The sequence below is a fragment of the Sedimenticola hydrogenitrophicus genome (genome assembly GCF_029017505.1).
In the GTDB taxonomy this organism is placed as follows: Bacteria; Pseudomonadota; Gammaproteobacteria; order Chromatiales; family Chromatiaceae; genus Sedimenticola; species Sedimenticola hydrogenitrophicus_A.
Window position 1 is genome coordinate 22401 of sequence record NZ_JAQGEI010000003.1, and the last position, 23566, is coordinate 45966.

Annotated in this window: 23 protein-coding genes; 19 read left to right on the top strand and 4 right to left on the bottom strand. The window is 58.7% G+C overall.

What is annotated here, in order from left to right; translation table 11 throughout:
- Positions 1–143 precede the first annotated feature (143 nt).
- From O9K64_RS02445 to dsrE2, 3 genes are all read left to right on the top strand, one after another.
- A complete protein-coding gene (locus tag O9K64_RS02445; RefSeq protein ID WP_260293521.1) occupies positions 144–464 on the top strand; it encodes a rhodanese-like domain-containing protein in 321 nt (106 codons plus the stop codon).
- A 162-nt stretch (positions 465–626) separates the two neighbouring features.
- Positions 627–857, top strand: a complete 231-nt coding sequence (locus O9K64_RS02450; protein WP_260293520.1) for a sulfurtransferase TusA family protein — start codon at positions 627–629, stop codon at positions 855–857.
- Positions 858–900: 43 nt separating this feature from the next.
- The gene (gene dsrE2 / locus O9K64_RS02455) at positions 901–1380 is read left to right on the top strand and encodes a sulfur carrier protein DsrE2 (RefSeq protein ID WP_275096490.1); all 480 of its coding nucleotides are present in this window, start codon (positions 901–903) and stop codon (positions 1378–1380) included.
- A gap of 288 nt (positions 1381–1668) precedes the next feature.
- On the opposite strand, the gene O9K64_RS02460 is transcribed toward dsrE2, so the two are convergent.
- Positions 1669–2898, bottom strand: coding sequence for an OmpP1/FadL family transporter (locus O9K64_RS02460; RefSeq protein ID WP_275096491.1), 1230 nt, complete (start codon positions 2896–2898; stop codon positions 1669–1671).
- Between the two features lie 386 nt (positions 2899–3284).
- Between O9K64_RS02460 and O9K64_RS02465 the strand changes: the two genes are divergently transcribed.
- The 4 genes from O9K64_RS02465 to O9K64_RS02480 all read left to right on the top strand — a co-directional run bounded on the left by O9K64_RS02465 (position 3285) and on the right by O9K64_RS02480 (position 6681).
- Positions 3285–4112, top strand: coding sequence for a hypothetical protein (locus O9K64_RS02465; protein ID WP_275096492.1), 828 nt, complete (start codon positions 3285–3287; stop codon positions 4110–4112).
- Between the two features lie 177 nt (positions 4113–4289).
- Positions 4290–5204, top strand: coding sequence for a selenium metabolism-associated LysR family transcriptional regulator (locus O9K64_RS02470; protein ID WP_275096493.1), 915 nt, complete (start codon positions 4290–4292; stop codon positions 5202–5204).
- Positions 5205–5206: 2 nt separating this feature from the next.
- The gene (locus O9K64_RS02475) at positions 5207–5596 is read left to right on the top strand and encodes a hypothetical protein (RefSeq protein ID WP_275096494.1); all 390 of its coding nucleotides are present in this window, start codon (positions 5207–5209) and stop codon (positions 5594–5596) included.
- 26 nt (positions 5597–5622) lie between these two features.
- Positions 5623–6681 (top strand): AI-2E family transporter, encoded by a 1059-nt coding sequence (locus O9K64_RS02480; protein WP_275096495.1) that lies wholly within the window; start codon positions 5623–5625, stop codon positions 6679–6681.
- A gap of 25 nt (positions 6682–6706) precedes the next feature.
- Here the strand turns inward: O9K64_RS02480 and O9K64_RS02485 are convergent, their stop codons facing one another.
- From O9K64_RS02485 to O9K64_RS02495, 3 genes are all read right to left on the bottom strand, one after another.
- Complete coding sequence (locus tag O9K64_RS02485) at positions 6707–6895, bottom strand: YgaP family membrane protein (RefSeq protein WP_275096496.1); 189 nt, start codon at positions 6893–6895, stop codon at positions 6707–6709.
- A 290-nt stretch (positions 6896–7185) separates the two neighbouring features.
- Complete coding sequence (locus O9K64_RS02490) at positions 7186–7869, bottom strand: Crp/Fnr family transcriptional regulator (RefSeq protein ID WP_275096497.1); 684 nt, start codon at positions 7867–7869, stop codon at positions 7186–7188.
- A gap of 15 nt (positions 7870–7884) precedes the next feature.
- Positions 7885–10203, bottom strand: a complete 2319-nt coding sequence (locus O9K64_RS02495; RefSeq protein WP_275096498.1) for a response regulator — start codon at positions 10201–10203, stop codon at positions 7885–7887.
- A gap of 259 nt (positions 10204–10462) precedes the next feature.
- Here O9K64_RS02495 and O9K64_RS02500 point away from each other — a divergent pair, with 259 nt between their 5' ends.
- From O9K64_RS02500 to flhA, 12 genes are all read left to right on the top strand, one after another.
- Positions 10463–13270, top strand: a complete 2808-nt coding sequence (locus tag O9K64_RS02500) for a hybrid sensor histidine kinase/response regulator (RefSeq protein WP_275096499.1) — start codon at positions 10463–10465, stop codon at positions 13268–13270.
- Positions 13271–13326: 56 nt separating this feature from the next.
- Complete coding sequence (locus tag O9K64_RS02505; RefSeq protein ID WP_275096500.1) at positions 13327–14619, top strand: MFS transporter; 1293 nt, start codon at positions 13327–13329, stop codon at positions 14617–14619.
- A gap of 3 nt (positions 14620–14622) precedes the next feature.
- Complete coding sequence (locus O9K64_RS02510) at positions 14623–15309, top strand: zinc metallopeptidase (protein WP_275096501.1); 687 nt, start codon at positions 14623–14625, stop codon at positions 15307–15309.
- A gap of 774 nt (positions 15310–16083) precedes the next feature.
- A complete protein-coding gene (locus O9K64_RS23595) occupies positions 16084–16593 on the top strand; it encodes a flagellar basal body-associated FliL family protein (protein WP_275096502.1) in 510 nt (169 codons plus the stop codon).
- Positions 16594–16597: 4 nt separating this feature from the next.
- Entirely contained in the window at positions 16598–17608 is a 1011-nt protein-coding gene (fliM, locus tag O9K64_RS02520; RefSeq protein WP_275096503.1) for a flagellar motor switch protein FliM, read from the top strand.
- 27 nt (positions 17609–17635) lie between these two features.
- Entirely contained in the window at positions 17636–18058 is a 423-nt protein-coding gene (fliN, locus tag O9K64_RS02525; protein ID WP_275096504.1) for a flagellar motor switch protein FliN, read from the top strand.
- On the top strand, positions 18055–18480 hold the full coding sequence (gene fliO, locus O9K64_RS02530) for a flagellar biosynthetic protein FliO (protein WP_275096505.1): 426 nt from the start codon (positions 18055–18057) through the stop codon (positions 18478–18480). The genes fliN and fliO overlap by 4 nt, the downstream gene beginning before the upstream one ends.
- Positions 18480–19223, top strand: a complete 744-nt coding sequence (gene fliP / locus O9K64_RS02535) for a flagellar type III secretion system pore protein FliP (protein WP_335342222.1) — start codon at positions 18480–18482, stop codon at positions 19221–19223. The genes fliO and fliP overlap by 1 nt, the downstream gene beginning before the upstream one ends.
- 12 nt (positions 19224–19235) lie before the next feature.
- Complete coding sequence (gene fliQ, locus O9K64_RS02540) at positions 19236–19505, top strand: flagellar biosynthesis protein FliQ (RefSeq protein WP_275096507.1); 270 nt, start codon at positions 19236–19238, stop codon at positions 19503–19505.
- 14 nt (positions 19506–19519) lie between these two features.
- A complete protein-coding gene (gene fliR, locus O9K64_RS02545) occupies positions 19520–20299 on the top strand; it encodes a flagellar biosynthetic protein FliR (protein ID WP_275096508.1) in 780 nt (259 codons plus the stop codon).
- A 3-nt stretch (positions 20300–20302) separates the two neighbouring features.
- A complete protein-coding gene (flhB, locus tag O9K64_RS02550; protein WP_275096509.1) occupies positions 20303–21439 on the top strand; it encodes a flagellar biosynthesis protein FlhB in 1137 nt (378 codons plus the stop codon).
- A gap of 19 nt (positions 21440–21458) precedes the next feature.
- Complete coding sequence (gene flhA / locus O9K64_RS02555) at positions 21459–23561, top strand: flagellar biosynthesis protein FlhA (RefSeq protein WP_275096510.1); 2103 nt, start codon at positions 21459–21461, stop codon at positions 23559–23561.
- Positions 23562–23566 lie beyond the last annotated feature (5 nt).

The following is a 23566-nucleotide window of genomic DNA, read 5'->3' on the forward strand; positions in this document are numbered from 1 at the left end:
GAGCCTGAATGCCCTGTCCAGCGCGATGAGGCGGAACTCTAACATGTGGTCCGGAGTGGAACAATAACCACCCTTGGCTTGTATATATTAGCAAATTTATAATATACTAAATAACTAGGTTAATCATCACAAGAGTGCGACCCGTGGTTAAAGAGATCAATTCCCAGGAGCTCGAAAGCAAACTGGCGGCCAATGAAGATATTTATCTGCTGGATATCCGTAGCGAGGCAGAGGTAGTGGGTGGCATGTTGCCGCGCTCGACCCATCTGCCGATGCATCTGATCCCACTCAAGATCACGGAACTGTCACCGGACAAGGAGATAGTGCTCTACTGCCGCAGTGGTGCCCGCTCTTATCATGCCTGTATGTATCTGAAGCAGCAGGGGTTCGATAACGTGATCAACCTGCGTGGAGGCATCATCGACTGGGCACGCAACGGCTATCGTATAGTTGCCAACGGGTGATTTTATCGTAACAAGGAACGCGATTCCGCGGTTTCAACCAGACATCAGGACGACGCACGGATCAGCTGTCATTCAGGGAGCAGGCTTGCGTTTGGTTGACAATTAGAATATAAGGTACGACTGATTTTCTTACAACGAAACACAATATTCTGGAGGTTTACCATGGCTGATTTTGACGACGAATTGGATGCAAGCGGCCTGAATTGTCCGCTGCCCATTTTGCGCGCGAAGAAGAGTCTGACCGCGATGGAGTCCGGCAAAATTCTGCACATCATTGCAACCGACCCCGGTTCGGTCAAAGATTTCGAGGCGTTTTCCAAGCAGACCGGTAACTCGCTGCTGGAGTCTCGCGAAGAAGGCGGCAAATTCCACTTTCTGATCAAAAAGTCCTGATCCGTTCGACCGGATCAAGCCTCATCCACTGGAGGATTTTCAGATGGAAACGAAAAAATTAGCCATTATCGCCACCAAAGGTTCTTTGGACTGGGCCTATCCGCCCTTTATTCTTTCATCAACGGCCGCCGCGCTTGGCTATGAAGTGGAGATTTTCTTCACCTTTTACGGCCTTCAGCTGTTGCGCAAGAAACTGGACCTGCAGGTGACCCCGCTGGGTAATCCGGGCATGCCGATGCCACTGGGCATGGACAAATGGTTCCCGGTTCTGGGCACGGCGTTGCCGGGCATGCAGTCCGTGATGACCATGATGATGAAAAAGAAGATGGCCGACAAAGGTGTCGCCAGTCTCGAAGAGCTGCGCGAGCTGTGTCAGGAGGCGGAGGTCAAGCTGATCGCCTGCCAGATGACCGTGGATCTGTTTGATTTGGATACTGCCGATTTCATCGACGGACTCGAATATGCGGGCGCCGCCCGTTTCTTCGAATTTGCCGGCGAAAGCGATATCTGTCTCTATATCTAAAGCGTCTGTTGTCAAATGAAAAAGGCCGCGCTCCTCGGAGTGCGGCCTTTTTTGTCCAGGGGTAACTACTCACGGAGTGATTCTCCTGCCTTGCTGGCCTCACGTGATGGCTTGTTTCCTCGAATCCGGCCCCATTTTCAGCGCCTGCCCAAACTCGCTTCGCTCAGACAAGGGCAGGCTTGAATCTGAAAAAGGGGCCGGATTCGAGGCGCCATCAAGATCGGCCAACAAGCCAGGCCAATCACTTGCAGGCCGGGGGAGTAGTTATGTCCAGGGATGGGTGTTTGTCTAGAACTTGTATTCCAGCCCCACGGTAAAGAGATAGGCGCGGGCGTCTTCAAAGGTGGCGCCCCCGAGCAGCGTGTTGCTGGCCTCCGCGTTGACGCCAGGCGGTATGGTCAACTCATCCTTCTGGTCGTACAGCAACGCCGCGCCGACGGTCAGTTTGTCCGAGTAGTTGTATTTGGCGCCGAATGAAAAGATCTTGGCATCCGAGTCCGGCAGCTCATAACCGACGAATTGTTTCGGTACCGGTGTCTCGTCGTAGGCAAATCCGGCCATCACCGTCCACTTCGGATTCACCCGATGGGTCAGGCCGATGCGGTAGGTGTTGCTGTCGCTCCAGTCCTTGATCAACGGGGTTCCGAAAACACCGTTTATTATCGGATTGATGCTGGACGCATAGTTGAAGTCCAGTTGATCATACGCCGACCAATAGTTGCGTTCATAGACGAATTCGAGCGTGGTCCGGTCGTTGATGTCGTAGGCCGCGGCCAGATTCAGGGCGGCCGGCGCGGGAATCTCGACATCCGCCGGTCCGTTATAGCTGAATACGCCACCCACCAGCAGGTTCGCATCCCCCTCAACGGTCAGGTCTATCTTCGAGCGGTAGGTGGCCGCCAGCGCGAGTCGGTCCGTGGCCTTGAAATGCACGGCCAGGTTGTAGCCGAAATCGAATGAATCTCCGGTGAGATCGCGCGATGTGCCGGCGCCGTTATTGCTTCTGACCACGCCGTCACTGTAGATCACCCGCACCCCCGCACCGACCGAAAACCGGTCGTTGACGCGATAGCCGACCGAGGGGTTCAGTTCCAGGGTTTCCAGCGTGAACTCTTCGGCAAATGCCCCGACGCCACCTTTCCAGCGCTTGGTGAGACCGACCGGTACCACGGCGGAAAGACCGAAACGGAAATCGCCCATTGCCGGACTGACATAGTGGAAGGAGGGGACGGGAATATTCTCCACCTTGGTCGAATCCGGCGCCAGTGCACCGCTGGTGAGATTGATGCTGGTGAGGTGCACCAGGGTCAGATCCGCCTCCAGACTGGCGCCTGGGGCGTTGTATACCATCGCCGCGGGATTGTAATAGGCGGCGTCGGCGCCATGGGCATTGGCGACATAGGCGGCGGAAAGCGCCATGCTGTTGATGGAGTTTTCCGGAATTTTATAGCCCGCCGCTATCGCCTGACCGCTAGCAGCCAGGGAGATTGCCGAGACAAGCGCAAGTTTCTTCATCATTTGGGTTCCCCGTAAGTTGGTCCACGGCCCTGTATGGCCTGTAAGTAAAATTCGATCATATCCCTAGATCTGGCGGCCGATATTATTAGGGGGCGGAGTTCGACCGTTTATATTATTATCCGACGAAATTTAGCATCCTGCTTTTAATTACACAACTGTTTGAAACAGCCCTGCATATCATATCCCGGCGGTGGGTTAGCCCGGTATTGATGTGGAGCACAAAAATGGATGCGGCGTTTGTCCGACCGATGGAAAAGTTCGATCTCATCGGATGATGGGTGCATGATGTGGTGAAATTTATCGAAGCGGGTAATGGAATGACTCTCTCGGCACTATGCAGAATTTTCTCCCGGTTAGTAATCGTCTGGGGTCTGACGTCCTCTTCATTGGCCGCTGATGCCCTGCTGCGTCCCTATGTCCTGTCGTCCAATGTGCAGGGTGATATGGTGAAGACGGTTATTGAGTTGAAGGAGGCGTTGACGGCCGCTGGGTTTCAGTTGTTGGGTGAATACTCCCCCGTTGCCGATCGACACGTGCTGGTGGTTACCAATGCGTACCTGAAGCGCTTGGCGCGGCAGGAGGTGGGGGCGCTGTTTGCGCTCCCCCAGCGGATCGGTATCACCCGGGTTGAAGGGAAACTCCAGGTCGCCTACACCAATCCGGCCTATCAGCAGTACGCCTTCAGGATAAGTGGCGATCTTGATCCGGTGAGATCGCAGCTCAAGCGTATCCTGGGTGAACAGGAGACCTTCGGGTCGAAGGGGCTGTCGGCGGCAGCGCTGGCCAGCTATCGTTATGCGTCCGGCATGGAGCAGTTTGATGACTTCCTGCACCTGGGCCGATTCGGCAGTCACGCCCAGGCCCTTGAAGCGGTGGAACGGGGGTTGGCCGCCCGCAAAGGCGGCATAAGCCCGGTTTTCAGGGTTGATATTTCCGGGGCGGCCATCTCCCTGTTTGGTCTCTCCCTGACCGAGGGGGAGGGCGGTGACCGGGCCATCATCTCCGCCGTGGATATCCGGCCGTTAAAACATACGCCGCGTTTCCCCTATACCCTGGTGGTGCGTCAGGGAGAGGTTTTTGTCTTGCACCCGCGATTCCGGCTGCCGCTGGATTTTCCCGATCTGGAACGCACCGGGAGGTACAGTTTCACGGCTATGATCCGGGTGCCCGGGGCCATCGAAAACGCCTTGCGCTCACTACTGGATGGGGGTTGAAAAGCGCGCTAATGTCGTGCAATTGGAGGTGCTGTTCGGAGTATGCAACCGGTCGGGAGAGCGGGATGCCCTTCCGATTACTTTAAAGAATTACCATGTTCTAAAATAATTCGCCTTTTCAAGGATTTGTATGCTATAAAAAGATTTTATTACCAATCGTATCTATGGGGATACCACATGGCCGATCGCAGACTTCAGGTGTTTCATACCGTGGCACGGTTGCTCAGCTTCACCAAGGCGGCTGAATCTCTTCATATGACCCAGCCGGCAGTGACCTTTCAGGTCAGGCAGCTGGAGGATTATTTCAATACCCGCCTGTTTGACCGCACGCATAATCGCATCAGCCTGACCGAGGCGGGGGCGCATGTTTACGAATATGCGGCCAAGATTTTTGAACTCTACGCCGAGATGGAAAATTCCGTCCGTGCTATGACCGGGGAGATCAGTGGCTCCCTCACCATCGGGGCGAGCACCACCATCGCCGAATATATGCTGCCGGCGTTACTGGGTGACTTCAAGGTGAAGTATCCGGATGTCAATATCCACCTGAAGGTCTCCAATACCGAGGGTATTGTCTCCATGGTGGAGAACAACACGATAGACCTGGGTGTGGTTGAAGCCCCCGTGGCCAATAAAAACCTGGTGGTGGATATTTGCAAGGTGGATCAACTGGTGGCCATCGTCCCGCCCGCCCATCCCGAGGCGCAGCGCAGTACGCTGACGTACGAGGATCTGGTCAAATATCCCTTCATCTGCCGGGAAGAGGGCTCGGGAACCCGGGAGGTGATTAATGAATATCTTGCCCAGATCAAGGAGAATGTCGAGGAGTTGAATATCTCCATGGAGTTAGGGAGCCCGGAAGCGGTCAAGGGTGCCGTGGAAGCGGGTATGGGCATCTCCGTGGTCTCCCGGGCGACCATTCAGAAGGAGCTGAAGTTGGGTACGCTGGTGGCCATCAACCTAGAGCCGGGACTGGAGAGACCCTTCTCATTTGTCCACCAGAAGCAAAAATTCCGTGCCCGGGTCATGGAGGAGTTGCTGGAGTTCGCGCAGAAGTACTGCGAAGCGCACAAGAGCGACAGTATAGACTGATTATGTTGCTACCCAGGCAGAAGCTTTCGGATGACAACCGGAAGTTGCTTAAGCTGTATTCGGCGCTGAGTGAACAGGATAAACTGAGCCTGTTGGCATTTGCCGAGTTTCTGCTGCAGCGTTCCGGGCCGGTTCCCGAAACCGCCGGGCAGCCGCCCGCGCTGGAACCGAAGCCGATCCCCCGACCCGAGGTCGAGAGCGTCGTTGCGGCAATCAAACGACTTTCCGAGAGTTATCACATGCTGGACAGGCCCGCCCTGTTGACGGAAACCTCCTCCCTGATGACGGCGCATATCATGCACGGCCGCAGCGCCAATGAAGTGATCGACGATCTGGAGGAGTTGTTTCAGCGCCATCACCGGGAGCTTGTCTCAAAACAGCGCGAGCAATAACAAGAACCCTCGATAGGTCTATCCGGATGCATTTACTGACAGATTGGTTCAAGCGCCACTTTTCCGATCCGGAGGTGATTTTTCTTGCCCTGTTTCTGGTGGCCTGCTTTGCCATCATCATCACCATGGGGGAGATGCTTACCCCGCTCCTGGCGAGTGCGGTGATCGCCTATCTGCTGGAGGGGCTGGTTGGGAAAATCGAGCGCATGGGGGCGCCGCGGTTTAGCGCGGTGCTGGTCGTGTTTATCGCCTTTCTGCTGTTTGTCATTCTGATCCTGTTTGTGCTGTTGCCTGGACTCTCACGTCAGGTGACGCAGCTGTTCCAGCAGATTCCCACGATGATTGGCGAGGGTCAGAAGCTGTTGATGCGGCTACCGGAAAGATACCCGGATATCATCTCGGCCGCGCAGGTGCAGGAGATATTCACCCTACTGCGGGGTGAGATCGCCACCTTTGGTCAACGGGTGGTCTCCCTCTCCCTCTCCTCGGTGGTGGGGATTATCACCCTGCTGGTCTATCTCATCCTAATGCCGCTGCTGGTGTTTTTCTTTCTCAAGGACAAGCGGATCATTCTCGACTGGGCGCTCGGTCTGCTACCACGAAACCGGACATTTGCCGGCTCCGTATGGCGGGATATGGATGAGCAGATTGCCAATTATGTGCGCGGCAAATTCTGGGAGATCATCATCGTCGGTTCGGTCAGCTTCTTCACCTTCACCTTCATGGGGCTGCAGTATGCCATGCTGCTGGCGGTACTGGTGGGGCTTTCGGTCATCATCCCCTATATAGGCGCGGCGGTAGTCACCTTTCCGGTGATCCTGATTGCCTGGTTCCAGTGGGGCTGGGGTAACGACTTTATCTGGCTCAGTGTCGCCTATTTGGTGATCCAGGCGCTGGATGGCAACGTCCTGGTGCCGTTGTTGTTCTCCGAGGTGGTGAATCTCCATCCCGTGGCCATTATCGTGGCGATCCTGGTATTCGGCGGACTCTGGGGGTTCTGGGGGGTGTTTTTTGCGATTCCGCTGGCAACGCTGGTGCAGGCGGTTATCCGATCCTGGCCGAGCAAGGTATTGCCCTCCGGTTGAGCGGCAATACCCCGCTGAGTGGTCTTTAGGGTTTGGTCCTGCAGCTGCTCAGGCCAAACGGCAGATAGGCCGGACACCAGCCGATAGCCGCGGTGAACAAGGGGATGATACCGATGGCGCCCCACCAGTTCTGGGTTGCAATACCCCAGGCTACCAGTCCGATGCCGACCACTGCCCGAAGTCCTCTGTCGATACTACCCACATTCTTTTTCATCTCAATCTCCCGTCAAGTCAGTTTCTATCCGGGGCCGCGCCCCATTCACAGTGGTGCAGGATAGGTCATTGATCTGGCGATGTCTGTGACTAAGTCACACAGGGGTTGCGGCGGTTGGTCCTGTGTAACTACTCACGGGGTGATTGGCCTGCCTTGCCGGCGACGTGAACGGATTCACTAATGCCGCGGGGGCAGGGATGCCCAGGAGCGGCCTCACACGATGGCTGGATCAAGATCGGCCAACAAGTCAGGCCAATCGCTTGCAGGTCGGGTGAGTAGTTACGCTCCTGTTATATTTCGCATCGTCTCTGGTCGAGTTTTTTCGGGTCGAGGAGTTCGATGGCGCCGCGCGTCACTTTGATAATAGCTTCCAGCTCGAACTCCTTCAGGATTCTGCTGACCACTTCCCTCGATGTGCCGAGCTCGGAGGCGATCTCCTGGTGGGTTGCCAGCAGGAGATGGCTGGTACTGTCGGTTCTTTTGTACAGGTGCTCGGCAATGCGTTTGTCCATGCGCCTGAACGCCACGTCCTCGACCACATTGATGATGTTGGTCAGTCGGGTGGCGACCAGCCCGAAGATGTAGTTCCGCCATGTTACCGATTCGGATAACCATTTCTGAACGTCCCCGGCCGGAATCACCACCGCTTCGACAGTGGTTTCACATACGGCAATAGCGGGAAAGGGAACTTCGCTGAGAATGCAGGAGGCGGTGAGAACACAGCTCTCACCCGGACCCACCCGATACAGGGTGATCTCCTTGCCGCTTTCACCCAGTTTGTAGACCCGCGCTGTACCGTCCAGCAGGATCGCCAGATGACTGCAACTACTGCCCTCATGGCAGACATACTGCCCCTTTTTCAGGGTTGTCATGACGGCTTTCTCAAAGAAGTCCCGGCTGAATGGATCATCCGCCTGGTCGAGAAAGCGGAGCTTTTGCGACAGCGTCGCGCGTTTCTGATTATCGATGGTCATAAGTCGTTCCTGGCATCAGGCGTTGGTGATGCCCGAGGTCGGCGGCGCCAGGTCGGCGAGTTCCAGCCAGCAGGGTGAAATCGATTTTGCATCGACCGAGGCAGGCAATGCCACGCCGGCGTTGGCGCCATGGATCTGCTTCACGATTCCGGCTATCTCACGCTGGTCCGCCCGCAACACCGGGCCTGCCGGCCGGACATAGTCGGCTTTCAGATACTGCAGGACTTTGATGGCGGTGCCGTTGGCGCCAAAGCGCGCCAGCGAGATCTTGATGCCCATCTCCTGCAGTTGTGAAAAATGCTCTCGTGCATGCTTCAGATCGACACTCAACTCGGCAATTCGATATTCACATACCAGACCGACGCCCACCATCTGCCGGGCCCGCAACTGATCCCTGAGCCAGCCGCCGATGGTGCCCTGGAAAATCGACTCTGACGATTGCCCCACGAAGAACAGGCCGTTTTTCCCCTTGGCCCGTTTCTCTTCCAGTATGTTCAGGGCGCGCTCGATGAGCCATTGACTGAACTGGGTGCCGAGTCCCTCCTCATCGGCAAGTGACAGCAGCTCCGAGCTGCCCAGCTGCCTTCCATCGGCAAGTTGCAGACGCGGTTTCAGTTCATAGGCTTCAGCCCCGCTCTTCCGCGGATGTTCCAATGTTCTGAAATAGAGCTGGAAGCTATTTTTGTCCAGCGCCTGCCTGAACAGGTGGGGCAGTTGTCCCGCTTCCGCCGGAGCGGCGCTACGCTCGCTCTCCTGATACAGCTTTACGTGCTGTGGGCTGTCCTGTATCTCCTGGCAGGCGGCGACCGCATTCGCCATCAGATCGGCGGCGCTGGTCTGTTGCTCGCCAAGGATGGCGATCCCGATATAGGGGGTTGGCGTTGCCTCCCCCTTTAAGCCGAGAAGTTTATGGGCAAGTTTTTCGGCCAAGGCGATCACATTCTTCTGGTGTGGTCGCATGACCAGAACGGCAAAGCTTTCCGCATCCATGCATGCGGCGATATCCTGGTCTTCCAGCTGCCCACTGACCAGACTCGCCATTTTGGTGAGAAGGCTTTCATGATCGGGGCGGGTGCTGTCCGCCTGCTGCAGCGAGATATGCAAGACGCCACCGGTTGTCCCGCGATCCTGTGCCTCGGCGCTAATGCGATCCAGTTGTGCGTAGAAATAGCGACGGTTATAAAGTCCGGTCAGCCGGTCACGCGAACTGGGGGGGTGATGCCGTTTTTCGAGTATCCGGGCACGCTGCACCCGGTTGGTGATGGTATTGATCAGGTGGCGCGGGCGGATCGGCTTGCTGAGAAAATCATCAGCGCCGACACTCAGGGCGTGCAGCTGCTTGTCGGTGTTCAGTTCGCCGGAGAGGAAGACAATCGGGGTGGTAACGCCATCGGGATGTTCCCTGATGATGGTGGTCAGCTCGATGCCGTTGGCATTGGGCATATAGAGGTCCATCAGAATCAGGTCTGGACGAAATTTATCCAGTGCATCGATCACTTTCAAGGGGTCGGTGAGGACCTGTGTCCTCATTCCGCTCTTGCTGAGCACGGAGGCGGCAAAATCCGCCTGTGACGGGTCATCTTCCACAATCAGGATGCGGTAACGGTCGGCTTTGGGCGAGGCCAGTTCAATCACCCTGTTGCACAGCTCCCGGGTGTTGACCGGTGTCATGTAGTAGGCATCCACGCCGCTGCGCAACGCCAGCAGTCGTTGTTCCAGATCGCGACGCTGGCTCAGGCAGATCAGGCCAACCTGTTTGCGCTGCCGTTCCTGTTGGATGGCCAGTTCGCGATTGAGTTGGGCCATCCGCGACAGAAAACGGTCATCGATGATCAGCACATCCGGCAGTCGCCGTTGTATTTCCCCCTCCACATCATCGGGCTGGTTGAAGCTGAGGAGGGTGCAGCCCTGTTGTTCAAGCATGCCGCGCAGACCAGGTGCCGGCGGGTCGTTGCCGCTCAGCCGATAGACCAGCAGGTTCACCGGGAGCTCGCTACCGGACTTGCTGCGTATCAACTCGGATTCGTGTCTGATCGCAGCGATCAGGGTGTTCACGGTCGACAGCTGTTCGCTGGTGGGGCGATTGTCCGTATCGCCGAATGCGCTGAGGTAGACTTCCAGAGAAAAGCTGCTCTCGCTCAGGTTGATCAGCCCAAAGCTGCCACAGGAACCGGTAAGATTCTGCAGTTTTCGGCACAACTTTTTGCGCAGCTGGTCATCCCATGGGCCGCGGGAGAGACGGTCCCAGTCGTTGGCGAAACTGTTAATCCGTTCAGGAAGATGCTGTATGAACGCGGCCTTGAGTTCACGCTCTTTCTGTTGTTGCTCGGGCATATATTCGGTTCCTTGGGATACAGTGTATGCTGATCGGAATCGGGGCAAGGATCATAACCGCCAGTTTTGCATAAAATGGTCTCCTTGACAGCCTTTGTGAACAATCGCCGGCGTGTCTGCAATGCGGATCTCCGGAATGGCGTGTGTCGGTGTAAGATAGGCGGTCCCCGCCTTACGTGGTACCGGGGATTGAATCGCCGACGATAATTTGGTTGTTTTAATGCGTGCGGACGCCCGCCGGAGGCACCCCGGAGACAGCATGTCAGAGCACACGATAATCAGGACACGAATGATCGCCATGGAGCGGGTCCGCCTGTTCTACGCTGGTCTCGGTTTTGCCGGGGTCGCCACCCTCCTGCCGGGAGGGCTGGTCTATTGGCTGAACGGCAGTGTCGGCAGTGGGCCCATCGGCATTCTCTCGGGAGGATTGCTGCTGGTCGGAGTCGCGCAGCTCGGGCTCTGGTATGCCTGGTACCGGCACAAACCGGAAATCGCCGAAATCAGCCCCTGGGTATATTTTCCGTTGCCCGCCAGCTTGCTGTCAGGTCTTCTCTGGGGCGCCATTACCGCCTGCGTTCTGTCGCTCCAGCAGACTGATGCCGGGCTGCTCATCCTGCTCGTCATCGGTGCCAGCACGCTGCTGTCGATCATGCTGTTGTCGGCGCTGGAGCTGATGGTGCTGCTGTTTATTGCCGGTTTCCTGGCGGCCCTGTTATGGGTGTTCAACGCCAGCCGGTTCTGGCCCTCCGGCGCAAGCATCACGGTGCTGCTGGCGGTTGTGCTGGGCCTGGGCCTGGTGGCCATGGCCTTTTCGGTGCTGTTCGGCATGATTGCCCGGCTGCGGGCGGGCAAGCAGAATGTGAGCGGAAAGCTTAACCAGGCACGGCGGAAGATGGACGGTCTGCACTCCAGGCTCAGCGAGCAGGATGAGCGTCGGCGTGATGTGGAACAGAAACTCTACCTGGCCAAAGAGGCGGCAGAGACCGCCAACATGGTGAAGGGCGAATTCCTGGCCATCATGAGCCATGAAATCCGTACGCCGTTGAACGGTATCGTACCGCTGCTGGAGATTCTGCGCGAAACGACCCTGAACCGGGAGCAGCGGCAGATTGTCAATACCGCGCTGAACTCTTCCCATCACCTGCTGAGCATTATTAACGACATCCTCGACTTCTCGAAAATAGAGGCGGGAAAGCTTGATCTGGAATCGATCGAGCTGAACCTGCGTGAGCTGGTCGAATCGGTGGTGGCGATGATGGCCAAGAGCGCGGAGCGGCGGGGACTGGAGCTGGATTACCGGATCGCGGCGGATCTGCCCATGGTGGTCCGGGGTGATCCCATCAGGTTGCGTCAGGTATTGACCAATCTGGTCAGCAACGCCATCAAGTTCACCCCCCGGGGGAGTGTCGTGGTGGAGGCGGCCTGCCGGGGCCGCGACAGGAAGCACGTCGAGGTGATCTTTACCATCAAGGACAGCGGGGTCGGTATCAGCGAAGAGGTCCAGGCACGACTGTTCCACTCGTTTAATCAGGCCGATGCCTCGACCACCCGGAAACACGGTGGGACTGGGCTTGGGCTGGTGATCTCGCGCCGGCTGGTGGAGCTGATGGATGGCAAGATCGGGGTCAGGTCGGCGGTGGGCAAGGGCTCGGTATTCTGGTTTGTGGTGCCGCTGCGCAAGTCCTTGCGGGACATGCCGGCTGAGCGCCGTTCGCTACAGGGGCTGCGGGTGCTGGTGCTCGACGATAATGACCGGCACGCGGAGAAGATCGGGCAATATTTTGCCGAGTGGGGCATCCTCCATCAGCGTGCGGATGGCAGCATGGACGCGCTGGCGAAACTGGTATCGACCGCGAGCCTGGGTGAGAGTTGGGCCTACGAACTGCTGGTGATCGACAGCAAGGCCCTGGGTGGGCGGCTACAGGGTTTTCTGCAGGAGATCGATGGCGAGGCAGCGCTGGGTGGCCTGAAACGGCTGACCATCGGCCACTCCCCCCATTCCACCACCCGGCTGGGGCTGGACGCGACCCTGGGCCGGCCGGTGAAAAAGAGTGACCTGTACCGCGCCCTCTGTCGCGTGATGGATGTGCAGAGCGAGGCGGGGGCGGGTCGGCAGCAGGGGGAGGAGAAGCTCGCCAACCAGTTTCTGTATGCCGATACCCAGGCGCAGTCGTGGGCGGAGACCGTGCCGGTTGACTCGACCGCGGCAGGGATACCGCCTGCCGATGAGATACAGCTGATGGGCCACGTGCTGATTGTCGAAGACAATCTGGTCAATCTCAATGTGGCGAAAAAGATGCTGCTGCGCCTGGGACTGACGTGCGATGTGGCCGAGGATGGCCTGGCCGCGCTGAGTGCAATCGATCACCAGCAGTATGACCTGGTGCTGATGGATTGCCAGATGCCGCGTATGGACGGCTATGAGGCGACCCGGGCGATACGTCTGCGCGAAGTGACCCAGGGGTTGGCGCACCTGCCGGTCATCGCCATGACCGCCAATGCCATGCAAGGAGATCGCGAGAAATGCCTGGACGCGGGTATGGATGATTATCTTTCCAAGCCGGTGATGCCCGCGACCCTGCGCCTGATGCTCAGCCGCTGGCTGCCCCATGATGGGCCGGCGGTGCGGCAGGCGGAGAGCCGGGTGATGGAGCCGGATCAGCGTATTGGGAAGCGGCCTGCCACGGCATCCATTCATGCCGCCGACGGGAATCAGTCGGCGGTCGAGGTCGACAGAGCCGTTCTCCAAGAGCTGTATGAGATTATGGACGATGATTTCGGCGGCCTGCTGATCGGCTACCTCGATGCGGCACCGGGGCTGATCCGGGAGATTGAGGCAGGTATCCTGGATGGGGATGCCCAACGGGTGATTTTGCCTGCCCATTCACTGAAATCGAGCAGCGCCAATGTCGGTGCGATGAAACTCTCCGCCCTGGCCTGCCGCCTGGAACTGGCCGCCCGGCAGGGGGACCTCGCCGCCATAACCGGTGCATTTGAACAACTGAATCAATCCTTCGATGCGGCCGGCAGTGTCCTGCGCAAGGCGTGCGAGCAGGGTTTGAACTGACGGTGCCAGGAGTCTGTCGGTCATGCCCGACAGACTCCCAGATCAATGGAGCGCGTGTGACGCAGCACAGGAAAGCAGTCTGGAAGAGTCGGCGGGTCGTCTCATGGGGTCTGTATGACTGGGCCAATTCCGCCTTTGCGACGACCGTGATGGCCGGTTTTTTTCCGTTATTCTTCAAGCAGTACTGGGCCGCCGGTTTGGATACCGGCGAGAGCACCTTCATGCTGGGGAGCTTCAATGCCCTCGCCAGCCTGGTGGTCGTGCTGCTGGCGCCGCTGCTGGGTGCCATCGCCGACCGGGGGAGCGCGCGTAAACGGTTCCTGCTCTTTTTCGCCATGATGGGGATCATCATGACCGGCAGCCTCTACCTGGTGGCCGCCGGCGGATGGATGCTGGCACTGGCGCTCTATACCCTGGCGGTGATCGGATTTTCCAGCAGCAATGTGTTCTATGATGCGCTGTTGATCGAGGTGGCCGCGGAGCCGGAAGTGGACATGGTCTCCTCCTTCGGTTTCGCCCTGGGCTATCTGGGGGGCGGTATCCTGTTTGCCATCAATGTCTGGATGACGCTCGATCCACCACTGTTTGGTCTGGCCGATACGACCGCCGCGGTGAAGGCCTCATTCCTGATGGTGGCCATCTGGTGGGCGGTCTTCAGCCTGCCCGTGCTGATGTTTGTGCCCGAGCCGGTTGTCTCCACCACCAGCGGCTGGCTGGCCGGTATCCGGGCCGGGGTGCAGCAGCTGCGCTACACCTTCTCCCGGCTGAGGCTGCTGCGTCAGGCGGGACTGTTCCTGGTCGCCTATTGGCTCTATATCGATGGCGTGGATACCATCATCAGGATGGCGGTGGATTATGGCCTGGCCCTCGGCTTTGATGCCAATGATCTGATTGTGGCGCTGCTGATCACCCAGTTTGTCGGCTTTCCGGCAGCGCTGCTGTTCGGGCGGCTGGGCGAGCGCTTCGGTCCGCGGCAGGGTATTTTTGTCGGCATCGGCGTCTATCTGGTGATCATCCTCTGGGCCTATCAGATGAGTCAGGTGTGGGAGTTTTATCTGCTGGCGGTGGCGGTCGGCCTGGTCCAGGGGGGGATTCAAGCCCTCAGCCGGTCATTCTATGTCCGTCTTATCCCGGTGGATAAGCCGGCCGAATTTTTCGGCTTCTATAATATGTTGGGAAAGTTCGCTGCCGTGTTGGGTCCGCTGCTGATGGGCATGGTCAGTGTGGCAACGGGGAGTCCCAGGCTTTCCATTCTCGCCGTGGCGGTGCTGTTCGTGGCCGGTGCCCTGCTGCTCAGGCAGGTGGACGAAACGGCGGGCAGGGCCCAGGCCCGGCTACTGGAAGAGTGAGTGATGCAGTTCGTCATCCTTTTTATCGTGTTGATACTCCTTATTCTGGGACCGCAGTGGTGGGTCAGGTCGGTTCTTGCCCGGCATAGCCGGGAAGACGGGCGGTTTCCCGGCACCGGGGGTGAGTTGGCGTCCCATCTGCTGGGCAGGCTCTCCCTGGATCAGGTCGGGGTGGAGGCCGCGGCCGCGGGGCAGGGCGATCACTATGACCCGGTGACCCGATGTGTCCGCCTCACCCCGGACAAGCTGGATGGCCGGACCCTGACGGCGGTGGTGACGGCTGCCCACGAAGTGGGGCATGCCATCCAGCACGCCCTGGGGTATGGACCGTTCCGCTGGCGCATGCGTCTGGTGAAGATTGCCCTGGTGACGGAGCGTCTCGGTTCGTTTCTGCTGTTCGCGGTCCCGGTGCTGACGCTGATCACCAAGGCCCCGGCGGCGGGTGCCCTGATGTTGCTGGCGGCAGTGGCAACCCTGGGGGTGGGGCTGTTGGTGCAACTGGTGACCCTGCCGGTTGAATGGGATGCCAGTTTCGGCCGGGCCATGCCGCTGCTGGAATCCGGTTACCTGGACAAGGCACAACTGCCCGCGGCCAGGACCATCCTGCGGGCCTGCTCCCTCACCTATCTGGCGGCCTCCCTGGCCGGCCTGCTCAATTTCTGGCGCTGGATGCGTTTCTTGCGGCATTAAATCTACTTTTTCAGTAACTACTCATAGGGTGATTGGCCTGCCTTGCCGGCGACGTGAAGGGATTCACTAATGCCGTGGGGGCAGGGATGCCCAGGAGCGGCCTCACACGATGGCTGTTTCCTCGAATTCGGCCCCGTTTTCAGCACCTGCCCAAGCCGCTCCCGGCCATTGCATCCTCGGCTCCGTAAACGGTACATCCCTGTACCACTCCTCATGGCCTCCGCGGCATAAGTCCATCCGTGGACAAAACTCGCTTCGCTCAAACAAGGGCAGGCTTGAATCTGAAAACGGAGCCGGATTCGAGGCGCCATCAAGATCGGCCAACAAGGCAGACCAATCACTTAAAAGCGTGCCTTGCCCGCGTAGCCCGGTTACGCCCTCGGTACTGCGAAATTATTCTTGCGCAAGCCCTTAGGGCTCGCGCAAAAATAAGTTCCGGTATTCGGTCGCCCCTGGACCCCGCTGGCGGCGTTACGCTTTTTAGCAAGGGAACAGCCATTGCCTGCAAAGCGTGCCTTGCCAGCGGAGCCCAGGAACGCCCTCGGTACTACGGAATTATTCTTGCGCGAGCCCTAAGTATCATGTGCTGTTGCGGCCGGGTTCCCGGCGGCGCTGCTGCCATTTTTTTGCCTTGTGGCGGGCCTGCCGGCAGTCAATTCTTTGTCGCCTGCCGATTAAAAATAATAACTATTTGAAAATTAAATAAAAAATCAGCCATTAATAAATGGTATGCCTATTGCATAGGTTGGTTCGGGCTTATGCGAGGAACAGTTTGTGGCAAAAAAACAGGAAGATGAAGATCTTGATCTAGGTGCGGAAAACAGCGGATCAAAAAAGAAGCTGATCATCATAATATCCGGTGTGGTACTGCTGCTGGCGGTCGGTCTCGGCGTGGGCTGGTTTTTCATCGGCGGAGACGAAGAGTCGACGGATGAAGCGGCAGCGGAAGTGGTCGAGGAGCGGCGCCCGGCCCTCTATCACCCGTTGAATCCGGTGTTTGTCGTCAATCTGCCCCCGGGTAGCAAGGCGAAAATGCTCCAGATCGGTGTGCAGGTGATGGCCCGTGACCCAGCCCTGATCGAGTTTATCAAACACAATGACCCAATGGTGCGGCATAACCTGTTGTCGCTGTTCGGCAATCAACAGGGTGCGGTGCTGCGCGACCGGAAAGGAAAGGAGAAACTCCAGGCGGACGTATTCAGGACGATCAACCAGATACTGAAGGACCAGAAAGGGCCGGGTGAGATCGAGGCCGTGTTCTTTACCTCCTTTGTGATGCAATAAAATTATGGCCGCCAGCGACCTACTCTCACAAGATGAAATTGATGCGCTGCTGCACGGCGTCGATGATGGCGATATCAATACCGAGGCGGATGACCTGCTGGATGGTGAGGCCCGCTCCTACGATTTCGCCAGCCAGGACAGAATCGTTCGTGGTCGCCTGCCCACGCTGGAGATGGTGAATGAACGGTTCGCCCGCTATTTTCGCACCAGTCTGTTCAATATGCTGCGGCGTTCGGCCGATATCTCCGTGTCGGGCGTACAGATGCTCAAGTTTTCCGAGTTTGTGCATAGCCTGTTCGTTCCGACCAGCCTTAATCTGGTGAAGGTCGCCCCGCTCAAGGGCAAGGGGCTGTTTGTCCTGGACCCCAAGCTGGTGTTCAGCGTGGTGGACAACTTCTTCGGCGGCAGCGGCCGTTTTCATACCAAGATTGAAGGCCGCGATTTCACTCCCACGGAGTTGCGGGTGGTGCAGATGCTGCTGAATCTTGCATTCAGCGATCTGCATGAAGCATGGAAACCGGTATTGCCGCTGAAATTTGAATGTGTCGGCTCGGAAGTCAATCCGCAGTTCGCCAATATCGTGAGCCCGTCCGAGGTAGTGGTGGTCACTTCATTCCATATCGATCTCGAGGCCGGTGGCGGCGATATGCATATCTGCATGCCCTACTCAATGATCGAACCGATCCGGGATCTGCTGGACGCCGGCGTGCAGTCGGACCGCGGTGACAAGGATGAGCGTTGGCTGATTGCCCTGAAGGATGAAATCATGGGCGTTTCAGTCGAGCTTTCCACGGTGTTTTGCGAGACCACCCTGACCATGCAGGAGCTCTCCAGATTGAAGAAGGGTGATGTGATACCGGTGGACATCCCGCGGGTGGTCGAGGTGGCTGCGGCCGATGTGCCGATCTTCTCCGGACGGGTGGGTGTCTCGGATGGGTACTACGGGATCAAGATCGAGAAATGGATCGACCCGCCAAAACATATTGGACTGCAGGATCTGCTGAATGAATCCTGATCAACGGTTTTTAGCCAGGACAAGAGCATGAGCGATTTAGAAAAAGACCCGAACGAAGCGCTGGCCGATGAGTGGGCCGCCGCGCTGGAAGAACAGGATGACGTGATCCCTGCGTCTGGCGGCATGACCGCGGATACGGCGCAGTTCCAGGAGTTGACCGCCGAATCCGCCAAGGGCGGGGGTGGCGAGGTGCAGATGGATGCCATCCTGGATGTGCCGGTCACCATCTCCATGGAGATCGGCCGGACCCAGATCTCGATACGCAATCTGCTGCAGCTGAATCAGGGCTCGGTGGTGGAACTGGATCGTCTCGCCGGTGAGCCGATGGATGTGCTGGTCAACGGCACGCTGATTGCGAAAGGCGAAGTGGTGGTGGTGAACGAGAAGTTCGGTATTCGCCTCACCGATATCATCAGTCCCGCCGACCGGGTGCGGAGACTCGGCAGATGAGATGGCCGCTGGTCCTCACCGGTCTGCAGTTGCTCCTGGTGCCGTTGATCGCATCAGCCGAGGCAGAGCGTCCGGCCTCGCCCGCGCTGGCAGCGTCGCCCCTGGGTGGGGGGGTATTGCTGGAAACGGCCGGTGGCCTGGTGTTGATCCTGGTGCTGATTTTTGCGCTCGGCTGGCTGCTGCGCCGATTTGGCCGGCTGCCCATGTCCTCCAAGGGGGAGATTGCGATATTGAGTGGCGTCTCGCTCGGGCCGCGCGAACGGGCGGTTCTGTTGCGGGTCGGCAACACCCGGCTGTTGGTGGGGGTGGCGCCGGGACGGGTCCAGACACTCCATGTGCTGGATGACGTGGATACACAGCATGAGACCAGCGGGCGCTTTGCCGGCCAACTGGATTCAGTGATGGCAGATCAGGAGAAATGATGCGTCTGTTGCGGTTTTTAATCCTCTTGCTGCTCCCGTTACTGCCGCTTGCCGTCACTGCGGCACCGGGCCTGGACGCGCTGACGGCAACACCCAATGCGGACGGTGGGCAGACCTACAGCCTGAGCATTCAAGTGCTGTTTCTGATGACGGCGCTGACCCTGTTACCGGGTGGCCTGCTGATGATGACCTCATTCGCCCGTATCGTGATCGTACTGGCCATCCTGCGTCAGGCGCTGGGTACCCAGAGCACCCCCTCCAATCAGATCATGATCGGACTGGCGCTGTTTCTGACCCTGTTCATCATGATGCCGGTATTTCAGCAGGTCTATGACCAGGGGGTACGGCCCTATATGGAGGAGCAGGTGACGGCGACCCAGGCGTTGGAGCGCGCGGCCATTCCGATGCGCGGCTTCATGATGGGACAGACCCGTGAGAGTGACCTGGCGCTGTTTGCCCGCATCGGCAATTTTGCTGAATTCGAGACGCCCGAAGCGGTACCGTTTTCCGTGCTGCTGCCGGCCTTTGCCACCTCGGAACTGAAGACCGGTTTTCAAATCGGATTTCTGATCTTCATCCCGTTCCTGATCATCGACCTGGTGGTGGCCAGTGTGCTGATGTCGATGGGTATGATGATGCTCTCTCCACTGATCATCTCGCTCCCGTTCAAGATCATGCTGTTTGTACTCATTGACGGATGGGCGCTGTTGTTCGGCACCCTGGCGTCCAGTTTTCTAGCTTGACGGAGGGGCAGGGTGACACCGGACAGCGTACTCGATATTGGTCAGCGGGCACTGGAAGTCACGGTCGCCCTGGGCGCGGTGTTGCTGATTCCCGCCCTGGCGGTGGGTCTACTGGTGGCGATGTTTCAGGCCGCCACGCAGATCAACGAGATGACCCTCAGTTTCATCCCCAAGCTGATCATCGTGGTGGTGGTGCTGATGATGACCGGCCCCTGGATGCTGCAGGTGATCATGAACTTCACCCTGACGCTCTATGAGAGCGTGCCGGAATTCGTCGGTTAGCCGCCGGCCTCCCGATGCTGTTTAGCGACGTGCAACTGCAGACCTGGCTGGCCGCCTTCTTCTGGCCATTTGTGCGCATCGGGGCGTTAATGATATCCGCGCCGGTGTTCAGTTCGCGCCAGACGCCGGTGCTGTTCCGCATCGGTTTCACACTGGTACTGACTTGGGTGCTGGTGCCGGTCATCCCGCCGCCGCCGGTGGTGGATGCCTTCAGTCACGAGGCCTTCGTCATCCTGTTGCAGCAGATACTGATCGGAGTGTTCATGGGATTCATCCTGCAGATGGTGTTTGCCGCCCTGATCTTCGGCGGCCAGGTGATCGCCTACAGCATGGGGCTCGGCTTTGCCTCCATGGTGGATCCGCAAAACGGCGTGCAGGTGCCGGTGATCTCCCAGTTCTACCTGATCCTGGCCACGCTGCTGTTTTTGATTCTGAACGGGCACCTGGTGCTGATCGAGACCCTGGCCCAGAGTTTTCATACCTTTCCGGTGGCGATGACCGGCCTCAGCCAGAACGGCCTGTCGGAGATCGTCGGCTGGGCCAGCCGGATGTTCACCGCCGGACTGCTTATGGCCCTGCCGGTAGTGGCCGCGCTGCTGCTGGTCAATCTCGGTATGGGCGTCATCGGTCGTGCCGCGCCGCAGCTGAATATCTTCGCCGTCGGCTTCCCCATGTCGATCCTGATCGGGTTCATGCTGATCTGGATCACCCTGCCCGATGTCATGGGCAACTTTTCCCAACTGCTGGATGAGGGACTCTCCTTTACCCAACAGCTGCTGCGCATCGAGAGGTGATGCATGGCCGAGAATGAAGATGGCCAGGAGAAAACAGAAGAGCCGACATCGAAACGGTTGGATGACGCCAAGAAGAAGGGACAGATAGCCCGTTCCAAGGAGTTGAACACCTTGGCCATTACCCTGATCGGCGGCATGGTCCTGGTGGGCATGAGCGGCAGTATGGGGGAGGGTCTCAGCGGCATCATGAGCGCCAACCTGACCATTCCGCGGGTCGATATGTTTGATCCCCTGGCCATGACCCGCCGGCTGATCGCCAGCATTCAGGATGCGCTGCTGATGCTGGCGCCGTTTTTTGTCGTCATGGTGGTGGTGGCGGTGCTCAGCTCGATCGCCCTGGGTGGCGTGTCATTCAGTGGCGAGGCGATGACGCCGAAACTGAGCAAGATGAATCCGCTAAAAGGGCTCAAGCGCCTCTTTTCCATGAAGGGACTGGTCGAGCTGGCCAAGGCGATGGCGAAGTTTTTCCTGGTGGGCGGGGCGACCGCGCTGGTGCTGTGGCTCACCCTGGACTCCTTCATCGGCCTGAGCGGCATGGCACTGGCCCCCGCCATCAGTGAACTGGTCAATCTGATCGGCTGGGCGTTCGTGCTGATCTCGTCGACGCTGTTCCTGGTGGCCGCGGTGGATGTGCCGTTCCAGCTCTGGGATCACAAGCGCCAGTTGAAGATGACCCGGCAGGAGATCAGGGAGGAGATGAAGGATACCGAAGGGCGGCCGGAGGTGCGGGGACGTATCCGTCAGCTGCAGCGGGAAATGGCCACCCGGCGGATGATGGACGAGGTGCCCAAGGCGGATGTGATCGTCACCAACCCGACCCATTACGCGGTTGCGCTGCGTTATAACCAGTTGCGCATGAATGCGCCGGTGGTGGTGGCCAAGGGCTCCGAGCTGATAGCGGCCAATATTCGCCGGGTGGGTGCCGAGCACGCGGTGCCCGTAATCGAATCGCCGGCGCTGGCGCGTGCCATCTATTTCCATACCGAACTGGGCGAGCCGATACCGGCCGGCCTCTACCTCGCGGTGGCCAGGATTCTGGCCTATGTGTTCCAGCTCAGGGCCTATGTGCCGGGGCAGGGCCATCGGCCATCGGTGCCTGATGAATTGCAGATACCCGATGAGTTGAAGGTGCCCGAGTGATCTATCCGGAGTCTAGATAATGGATGCGACAGCGATCCTCAATAATGTGAAGGCCTCCGGCATACGCGGGCTCGGCGCACCGCTGGTACTGGTGATGCTGCTGGTGATGGTGGTGATCCCACTGCCGCCGCTGGCGCTGGATATCTTCTTCACCTTCAATATCGCGTTGTCGCTGATTGTGGTGATGGTGGTGGTGTACACCCTGCGGCCGCTGGAATTCAGCGTGTTTCCCAGTCTCCTGCTGGTGGCGACCCTGCTGCGCCTGGCGCTCAATGTCGCCTCCACCCGGGTGGTGCTGCTGGAAGGGCATCGGGGTGGGGATGCCGCCGGCAAGGTGATCGAGGCGTTCGGCGCCTTCGTCATCGGCGGCAACTACGCGGTGGGCCTGGTGGTGTTCGCCATCCTGGTGATTATCAATTTCGTGGTGGTGACCAAGGGCGCGGGGCGTGTTTCGGAGGTCAGTGCCCGTTTCACCCTGGATGCCATGCCCGGCAAGCAGATGGCGATCGATGCCGATCTCAATGCCGGACTGATCAATCAGGACGAGGCCAGGGCGCGGCGTGATGACGTGGCCCAGGAGGCGGATTTCTACGGGGCGATGGACGGTGCCAGCAAGTTTGTCCGCGGTGATGCGGTCGCCGGCATCCTGATCCTGTTCATCAATATCCTGGGCGGGCTCTCCATCGGCATGCTGCAGCATGATCTGGATCTGTCGACCGCCCTGCGTTTCTATGCCCTGCTGACCATCGGCGACGGCCTGGTGGCGCAGATCCCGTCCCTGCTACTCTCCACCTCGGCCGCCATCATTGTCACCCGGGTGGCCTCGTCGAAGCAGGACATGGGCGGGCAGATCCTCAGCCAGCTGTTTACCAATCCCAAGGCGCTGATCATCACCGCGGTGGTGCTGGGCATGATGGGCATCATCCCCGGCATGCCCAATTTTGCCTTCCTGACCCTGGCGGCACTGGCCGGTGGCGGTGCCTGGTGGATCGTGCAGCGGCAACAGCGCGAGCAGGCGGCCCCACTGGTCGAGCCCATGCCCGAGCCGGCATCCGCGCCGGAACAGAAGGAGCTGACCTGGGATGATGTGCAGCCGGTGGATATCATCGGTCTGGAAGTGGGTTACCGGCTGATCCCGCTGGTGGACAAGAATCAGGGCGGCCAGTTGATGAACCGGATCAAGGGGGTGCGTAAAAAACTCTCCCAGGAGCTGGGTTTCCTGATTCAGCCGGTGCATATCCGCGATAACCTCGACCTCAGTCCCGGCGGCTATCGGATCTCGCTGAATGGTGTCACCATCGGCGAGGCCGAGATCTATCCCGACCGGGAACTGGCGATCAATCCGGGGCGGGTGTTCGGTACCCTTCAGGGCGTGGCGACCACCGACCCGGCGTTTGGCCTGGAGGCGGTGTGGATCGACGCCGCGCAGCGCGACCAGGCCCAGACCCTCGGCTACACCGTGGTGGATGCCAGCACCGTGGTCGCCACCCACCTGAGCGAGATCCTGCAGTCCCATGCCCATGAGTTGATCGGCCACGAAGAGGTGCAGCAGCTGATGGAGGTGCTGAGCCGCAATGCCCCCAAACTGGTGGAGGATCTGGTGCCGGCGGTACTGACCCTGGGACAGCTGCTGAAGATCCTGCAGAACCTGCTTGCCGAGGGGGTGGCGATCCGGGATATCCGCACCATTGCCGAAACATTGGCGGAGTATGCGCCGCAGAGTCAAGACCTCGGCGCCTTGACCGCCAAGACACGGGTCGCCCTGTCCCGCTCCATTGTCCAGCAACTGGTTGGTCCTGTTGAAGAAATTCCCGTTGTTGTGCTGGATCCAGGATTGGAACAGATATTGCAGCAGACTATTCAGCCTGCTCATGAAGGGGGGGTCGGGTTCGAGCCCGGTCTGGCGGAACAGCTGCAGAAAGCGCTGGCCGAGACCGCCAACCAACAGGAGACAGCAGGACAGGAGAGCATTCTTCTGGTCGCCGCGCCAATCCGCATGTGGATGGCACGCTTTGTCAAGCACAGCGTACCGGGTATGAGCGTACTCTCCTACAACGAAATTCCGGACAACCGCAAGATCAAGGTGGTTGCCACGGTGGGCAGGCCCAATGCAGAAACATAAGGCAG